Raw genomic sequence first — 7888 nt, forward strand, 5'->3', positions numbered from 1 at the left:
GTATGTATTTCGGGGGGCAAGGATTCTTTTTTGATGGCAAAGTGCTTACAAGAGCTAAAAAGGCGAAGCCCCGTAAATTTTGAGCTGGAATTTTTGGTTATGAATCCGGGCTACAGCCCGCAAAATATGGAATCCATAATTCAAAACGCCCGCCTTTTGGAAATCCCTATCAAAGTGTTTGAGTCCGATATTTTTGAGGTAGTTGACCAAGCGGGCGGCTCGCCTTGTTATCTGTGCGCTAGGATGAGGCGGGGACATCTTTACAAAAACGCGCAAAATTTGGGCTGCAACAAGATAGCGCTCGCGCACCATATGGACGACGCCATTGAAACCGTATTGCTGAGCATGTTTTACGGCTCGGAGTTTAAGACGATGATGCCCAAGCTAAAAAGCGCTAATTTTGAAGGGATGGAGCTTATCCGCCCTATGTATATGATAAGGGAAAAGTATATAAAAGCGTGGGCGAACTATAACGGCTTGGAGTTTTTAAGATGCGCGTGCAAAATCACCCAAAGACACGCCCGGCATGAAGAATCCAGCAAGCGCTATGAAATAAAAGAGCTGATAGCGTCTTTGGAAAAAACCAATCCCAATATAGTTCTTAATATCTTTACAAGCATGCACAATGTCAATCTTGACGCCGTGATAGCCTATCGAAAAGGCGGCAAAAAGCATAGTTTTTTGGACGATTATTTAGTTAGCGACGAATATAAAGAATAAAAATTAACAAAGGATATAATATTTTGGAGATATTAAAACATTAATAAACAAAAAACCGCGCCTAAGTTAATAACGCTTATTAAATTCTCTTTTTAAAAAAATAAACTCCAAATCCAAAATAAAATATTATTTAAACTAAGCAAGTATTTAATAAACTTGCTTTTTTTGTTTTGGGTTTTTTGGCGTTTTTATAAATTTGCAATCAAATTTAAAAGGTGTTATTATTATATAAATTATTTGTTTTAAGGTTGAATTTATGAGCTTAAATTTCAGCGCGCGTTTGGAAAATATGGCTGGAACGGCCACAAGAGAGATTCTAAAACTTACGGCCAGTTCGGAAATTATTTCTTTCGCAGGCGGCCTGCCCGCCAACGAATGCCTTCCTATACAAGAAGTGTCCCAAATCGCCCAAGAATTAATGTCCGGCCAGGACGCCAAAAGAATCTTGCAATACGGAACGACCCAAGGGATGTATTCTTTGAGGGAGCTTTGCGTAGATTATGTAAAATCTTTTGGGATTGATAACGCCAGCCCCGATGAGATTTTGATAGTAAGCGGCGGACAGCAAGGGCTGGACTTGGCTTGCAGGGCGTTTTTAGACAAAGGCGATACTATTTTGGTAGAAGCGCCTACATATTTGGCGTTTTTGCAAATCGCGGCGGCTTACGAGGTAAACATTATAGGCGTAAACTCTGTCGCCGACGGCATTGACCTGGACGACCTAGAAGACAAGATAAAAAAACACTCGCCTAAGCTTGTTTATCTTGTGCCCACTTTTTCCAACCCTACGGGCAAAACATATCCTTTGCAAAAGCGAAAATTAATCGCCGAAATGACCCAAAAATATAATGTGATAGTCCTAGAAGACGACCCTTACAGCAAGCTTAGGTTTGCGGGCGAGGAAGTTCCGTCTATCAAAGGCGTTGGCGGCGATAATGTAATCTTTGTGACAAGTTTCTCTAAGATTATCTCGCCCGGGCTTAGAATCGGGCTGTGCGTGGCTAGCGAACCCATAATAAAACAAATGGAAAAATGCAAGCAAGGCGCCGATGTCCATACATCGCACCTAAGCCAAGCCATAGTAAAAGAGTTTTTAAAACGCGACCTTATAAAAAAACAAATCGAAAAAGCAAAACCCATATACAAAACCAAAAAAGAACTAATGGAACAAGCGCTCGCTAAATATATGCCCCAAGAGTTTAATTATACCAAGCCCGAGGGCGGAATGTTCGTATGGGGCGAATTTTTGGCTGATGTGAACACCCAAAGTTTGTTCCCCAAAGCAATAGAAAAAAAAGTCGCTTATGTCTATGGCAATGTTTTTTATCCGCAAAACTCAGGGCATAATACATTAAGGCTTAACTTTTCAAACGCCACTCCCGAGCAGATTGAGACGGGGATAAAGGCGTTGGGGGAACTTTTTAAAGACGAAATAAATAAAATCTAAATAAACTAAAAACGGTAGGTACTAATTATGGCAGCTAAAAAGCATGTAATGGATATCCTGCATGAGCGGGGCTATCTCCAACAAGTTACTTTTGAGGAAGAGTTATATAAAAAATTGGAACAAGAACCGATCGTGTTATACGCAGGGTTTGACCCCACGGCGGACAGCCTTCATATAGGGCATTATATACCGCTTATGGCGATGGCGCATTTGCAAAGGGCGGGCCATAAGCCCATTGTTTTGATCGGAGGCGGAACGGCTATGATCGGAGACCCCTCGGGCAGAACGGAGCTTAGGGCCATGCTGACCAAAGAGGCCATTGAATATAATATGCGCAAGTTCAAAACCCAAATGCAGCGCGTCCTTGACTTTGAGGGCGAGAACAAAGCTATTTTGGCAAACAACGCCGATTGGCTGTTAAAACTTAATTATATTGACTTTATAAGGGACATAGGCGCGTATTTTTCGGTCAATAAAATGCTGACGGCGGAATGTTATAAAAACCGAATGGAAACGGGGCTTACTTTTTTGGAATTTAATTATATGCCCATGCAGGCTTATGATTTTTTGGTGCTTAACCAAAAATATAATTGCTCTTTGCAACTGGGCGGCAACGAGCAGTGGTCCAACATGCTGGCGGGCGCCGACCTTATCCGCCGAAAAGAGCAAAAAGACGCCTATTGCATGACCTTTACGATATTGGAAACCTCGGAAGGCGTAAAAATGGGCAAGTCCGTTCGCGGCGCTTTGTGGCTTGACAAAGACAAGACTTCGCCTTACGAGTTTTATCAATATTTTAGAAATATCGGCGACCATTTAGTCAAACAATATTTAAGCTTGCTGACCTTTATAGATATGGACGAAATCAACGAGCTTACCAAATATCAAGACGAGCGCATAAACAAAGCAAAAGAGCGATTGGCGTATGAGGTTACGCTTTTGGCGCACGGCAAAAAAGAAGCCGACCTAGCGCAAGAGATGGCTAAAGCCGCTTTTGAAGGAGCTGCTGGCAAGATGCCCGCCAAAAAAATCAAAGCAAGCCTGGATATGCCCGTGGTTGACATTATGGTTTTGGCCGAAGTCGCCTCTTCAAAGAGCCAAGCAAGACGGCTTATTGAAGGCGGCGGCGTGATCATAAACCAACAAAAAGTCCAATCTATTGACGATACCCTAGCCCAATACGCCGACGAAAAAGAGTTTATATTGCACAAGGGCAAAAAGGTTCGCATTAAGGTCGTTTTAGATGAATGACGGATACCTTACCATAGGTTCGCAAATTGAAACCGAAATCATAATCAATAAATCGCGGTTTTTGGCAAAAGCCTATCCAATAAAGGATTGGGAGCACGCTACGGCGATTTTGAAAGATTTAAGAAAAGAATACTGGGACGCGACCCATATATGCTATGGATGCATAGCCGACACACAAGCCAATAATATGCGGTTCTCGGACGACGGCGAGCCGCAAGGCACGGCGGGCAAACCTATCTTGGATGTGATAAAGCAAAAAGACTTAAGGTTGGTGTTGGTCGCCGTTATAAGATACTTTGGGGGGATTAAGCTGGGCGCCGGAGGGTTGGTCCGTGCGTATTCCAAGGCGGCGAGCGAAGTTTTGAAAAACGCGCAGGTTATAACGGTCAAGCCTAAAACTTGGGTAAGTTTTTCGGTAAGTTATTCGGACCTTAATAAAATAGATTATATGCTTCAAAACAAAAACATTGAGCTGGTAAGCAAAGAATGGGGCGAAAATGTTAAGATAAAACTTTATGCTAATAACTGTTACTTGCGTGAGTTTTTGGATAATCTCAAAACCGCCCTTAATCTAAACGAGAGTGAGATTTTTTTGAAAGAAGGTGTATAAAAAATGAAAATCATCAAGACGCAAAACCCAAAACCGAAACCCATAGGCAAAATTAAGTTTGGAACAGTGTTTACCGACCACATGTTTGTGGCTAAATATTCGGCCGATAAAGGCTGGCATGACGAGACAATCCAGCCTTATCAACCTTTTGTCTTGGACCCGTCTTCTTCAATTTTTCATTATGGCCAGGGCGTTTTTGAAGGACTCAAAGCGTATAAAAACCATTTGGGCGAGATAATGATGTTCAGGCCATTGGAAAACTTCAAAAGAATGAATTCTTCCAACGAGCGTATGATGATACCGCCCATTGACGAGCATAAAATGCTCCAAAATCTTGTGGAGCTTGTGCGCCTTGACCAAGATTGGATACCCACAGGCGAGGGCGAATCATTGTATATCAGGCCGGTTATTATCGCCAACGATAATTCTTTGGGAGTCCATACGGCCCAAAACTATATAATGTTCATAATAATGTCGCCGGTAGGCGCGTATTACGCCAACGGCCTTGCGCCCGTAAGGCTTTATGTGGAAGAGTTTTATGTGCGCGCCGCTAAAGGCGGCACGGGCAATTACAAATTCATAGGAAATTACGCCGCCAGCTTAAAAGCTAGCGACAAAGCCGAAAAATTGGGTTACGACCAAGTATTATGGCTGGACGCCCAATACAAAAAGTATGTGGAAGAAGTCGGCAGCATGAATATCTTTTTTGTCAAAAACGGCGAAGTCATTACGCCCTCTTTGGAAGGCAGCATTTTGCCCGGCATTACCAGGATGTCAATAATAGAGTTGTTAAGATATAAGGGCTATAAAGTTACAGAAAGGCTTATTGAGATAGAAGAAGTTATAGAAGGCATTAAGTCGGGCGAGGTTACAGAGTGTTTTGGCACGGGCACCGCCGCGGTTGTGTCGCCCGTGGGGGTCATCGGCTACAATGGGCAGGACTATACCGTAGGAGACGGAAAAACGGGCAAGATTACTTTGGACGCTTACAAAAGCCTTACCGATATCCAGCACGGAAGAGCGCCCGATGTGTTTAATTGGACTTATAAAATAAAATAAAAAAAATAAAGCGCCCTGATATACAGGGCGCTTTTTGGTTGTTTGAAAGGCTTTGTTTATTTGAAAGGGTTTACTTTATATCTGCCTATCAGCGCGCAAATCAAATCATACAACCACCAAATAAAGCCTATGCCTATCAAATGCAGCAAAAATTTTATGACAAAAAACTTTACGCTGCCTTTGTAGAGCTTGTCCAAGCCAAAAGGCATGATACACAGTATCAGCAAAATCAAATCAAATTTCTTTTTTGCCATTAATCATTTTCTCCTCTTATTTTTTTATTTAATAATGTAATCATTTTAACACAAATAAGGTTAATATCCTATTTTTTTTGATTAATTATAATTGGATTAGTCTTTTTTTTCCATTGCTGGAAAAATTTTTACATTGAATTTTTGTATAATTTCATATATCCTTTTTAATGAAAACAAGGCGAGGGATATAATATGAAAAGGATACTAACGATCTTTTTGTGCTGCGTCGCGGCATTTTCTTTTAATTTGTTTTTTGGATGTTCCGATAACGACAATTACAAAGACCAAATTCCGTCTGAGACAACCAATGACAACATTATTGACGACGGTTTTGATATGCCTTATGAAAACGGCGGCGGCGGTATTGAGGAAAGCGCCGATTTGGACAACCAAAACGAGCCCGCATTGGTTTTGAGCGAAAACAAGGTTCAGGCCAAAACCATCGTCAACATACGGGCACAAGCTTCCGCGCAAGCGGAAGTTTTGGGGCAATTACATAATTTTGAGACATTGCCTTTGATATCAAAAGTCAACGACAATTGGTATGAAGTATTTTACAACCAAAACAAAGCTTATATTTCCGCCAATCCGTCTTATACCCGTATTGTAAAATGGCGCAATTTTACGCCGCATTTAGTTTCGGGAATGCAAGTCCAGGCATTGACCGTAGTCAATATAAGGGCTCAAGCCACGACACAATCCGAAGTTTTGGGAAAATTGAATAGGTTGGAGCACCTCCCTTTGATTGAAAAAATCTCGCAAAATTGGTATAAAATATTATACAAGGGTCGACAAGCTTATATTTCAGCCAATCCCGATTATACAAGGGTTTACGACCCCGAAAAAGTCAGCGCCCAAATAGAAAACATAATTTCCGAAGGCAAAAAAGTGCTGGGCGTGCCTTATGAGTATGGCGCGCAAAGACTTTTGTTCCACAACGGCAAGCCCAATCCCAATTTTAAGGGAAAGACTTTTGATTGTTCGTCTTTTGTTCAATATGCGTTTTATATGGGCGCCCAAATCAAATTAAAGGCCGATTCAAGAAGCCAAAGCAAAGAAGGAATCTTAATAAACGAGTCCGAGCTTGAGCGCGGCGATTTGATTTTTATGTGGAGTTCGGCAAGAAGATACAATACGGGCATAGAGCGCATCGGTCATGTGGTTATATATTTGGGCGATAACAAGATTTTGCATACTTGGGGAATTGGCGGAGTTAGAATCCAAGACTACTCGTCGGGCTGGCGTCAAAGATTTATACTTGCAAGAAGAATGTTATAAGGAAAGTGATGTAATCACTTATAACCAAAAGTGGTAATTGACTTAAATTGTAAATTATTTATATTATTTAAAAAGGAGCTAGATATGGATGCGATTGAAGCAATTAAGTCAAGAAAAAGCGTGAGAAAGTTTTCTTCTCGCCCTATACCACACAATGTTATTTATGACATTATTGATTGCGCAAGGTTGGCCCCAAGCGCAAAAAACGCGCAGCCTTGGCGCTTTGTGGTCGTAACCGAACCTAAAATGAAACAGGCGATAGCGACTATAACGGATTACGGCAAATTTTTGGACAAAGCGCCTGTTTTGATCGCGGTATTTTGCAACAGCAATACCCAATACATGGTAGAAGACGGAAGCGCCGCGACTCAAAATATATTATTGGCGGCGACCGCGCATGGTTTGGGCTCGTGCTGGGTGGCGGGCTATAACAAATATTACGAAAAAAGCGTGGCAATCTTACTTAACGCGCCGCAAGATATGCGCTTGATTTCGATTGTCGCGCTGGGATACCACGACAATCCGATAGGAAGAGTAAAAAAGCGCGAACTTGAAGATGTGCTGGTTTTTGAGCATTTTTAACGCATAATTGACAATTTATTTAAAGATAAATATTGCCAAAGTTATCAAAGCGTTGTTAAAAAACGCAAACTTGTATCAAAATCTTGACAAAATTATTTATTAATTAGCTTATATTCTTTACAGTTTAAAACTGTTGTGGTATAATTATTGGCGTTAATTCGTTATAGCGAAAAAATTTTACTTATGGAGAAAGGGTGATTATGGAAAAAGCATTTGCAAAAAATTTGAGGATGCTCCGTAAGGAGCGCAAACTCAGCCAACAAAAACTTGCCAGTCAGGTAGGCGTAACGCAGCAATGTGTCAGCGAATGGGAAAAAGGCAAGATTGAGCCTACGATGTCTCCGCTTTGGAGATTGGCCGATGTTTTTGACATCAGCATTGACGAATTGATTGGCAGGAAAGAATTGATTTAACAAAAATCAATCATACTTAAAAGAAGGCGGCTTTTAAAAAAACCGTCTTCTTTTTTTTATTTTTTTAATATATTTTAGAAAATTATCTTTTTTTATTATGGTTATAAATTTGGGGATAACAATATGTTTTAAAAAATCATATGTTATTAATAATATAAATGTTGACAAAAGAAGTATTTGTGTGATATTATGTTTGGTAAATATATTCAGACCATGACCGGAACAAGTAAGTTAATTTGTCGGACTTTCAGAGAGCTGTCGGGCGGTGCAAGAC

9 protein-coding genes are annotated in these 7888 nt (G+C 40.9%); 8 read left to right on the forward strand and 1 reads right to left on the reverse strand.

Annotated features, from left to right (window positions below; all coding sequences use genetic code 11):
• The 5 genes from GX756_01355 to GX756_01375 form a co-directional block, all read left to right on the forward strand.
• On the forward strand, positions 1-720 hold a 720-nt coding region (locus GX756_01355), incomplete at its 5' end, for a hypothetical protein (GenBank protein ID NLC16512.1).
• Between the two features lie 256 nt (positions 721-976).
• A complete protein-coding gene (locus GX756_01360; GenBank protein ID NLC16513.1) occupies positions 977-2167 on the forward strand; it encodes a PLP-dependent aminotransferase family protein in 1191 nt (396 codons plus the stop codon).
• A 27-nt stretch (positions 2168-2194) separates the two neighbouring features.
• Positions 2195-3418: a tyrosine--tRNA ligase gene (locus tag GX756_01365; protein NLC16514.1), complete on the forward strand. Its 1224-nt coding sequence runs from the start codon at positions 2195-2197 to the stop codon at positions 3416-3418.
• Positions 3411-4028 carry a YigZ family protein gene (locus GX756_01370; GenBank protein ID NLC16515.1) on the forward strand — a complete coding sequence of 206 codons (618 nt, stop codon included), beginning with the start codon at positions 3411-3413 and terminating at the stop codon, positions 4026-4028. The genes GX756_01365 and GX756_01370 overlap by 8 nt, the downstream gene beginning before the upstream one ends.
• A 3-nt stretch (positions 4029-4031) precedes the next feature.
• Entirely contained in the window at positions 4032-5087 is a 1056-nt protein-coding gene (locus tag GX756_01375; protein ID NLC16516.1) for a branched-chain amino acid aminotransferase, read from the forward strand.
• Between the two features lie 56 nt (positions 5088-5143).
• Here the strand turns inward: GX756_01375 and GX756_01380 are convergent, their stop codons facing one another.
• Positions 5144-5341: a hypothetical protein gene (locus GX756_01380; GenBank protein NLC16517.1), complete on the reverse strand. Its 198-nt coding sequence runs from the start codon at positions 5339-5341 to the stop codon at positions 5144-5146.
• 192 nt (positions 5342-5533) lie between these two features.
• Between GX756_01380 and GX756_01385 the strand changes: the two genes are divergently transcribed.
• From GX756_01385 to GX756_01395, 3 genes are all read left to right on the forward strand, one after another.
• Positions 5534-6619: a C40 family peptidase gene (locus GX756_01385; GenBank protein ID NLC16518.1), complete on the forward strand. Its 1086-nt coding sequence runs from the start codon at positions 5534-5536 to the stop codon at positions 6617-6619.
• Between the two features lie 84 nt (positions 6620-6703).
• Positions 6704-7201: a nitroreductase family protein gene (locus tag GX756_01390; GenBank protein NLC16519.1), complete on the forward strand. Its 498-nt coding sequence runs from the start codon at positions 6704-6706 to the stop codon at positions 7199-7201.
• 200 nt (positions 7202-7401) lie between these two features.
• Positions 7402-7614 (forward strand): helix-turn-helix transcriptional regulator, encoded by a 213-nt coding sequence (locus GX756_01395; GenBank protein ID NLC16520.1) that lies wholly within the window; start codon positions 7402-7404, stop codon positions 7612-7614.
• Positions 7615-7888 lie beyond the last annotated feature (274 nt).

This window comes from Clostridiales bacterium (assembly GCA_012512255.1).
GTDB lineage: Bacteria > Bacillota > Clostridia > Christensenellales > DUVY01 > DUVY01.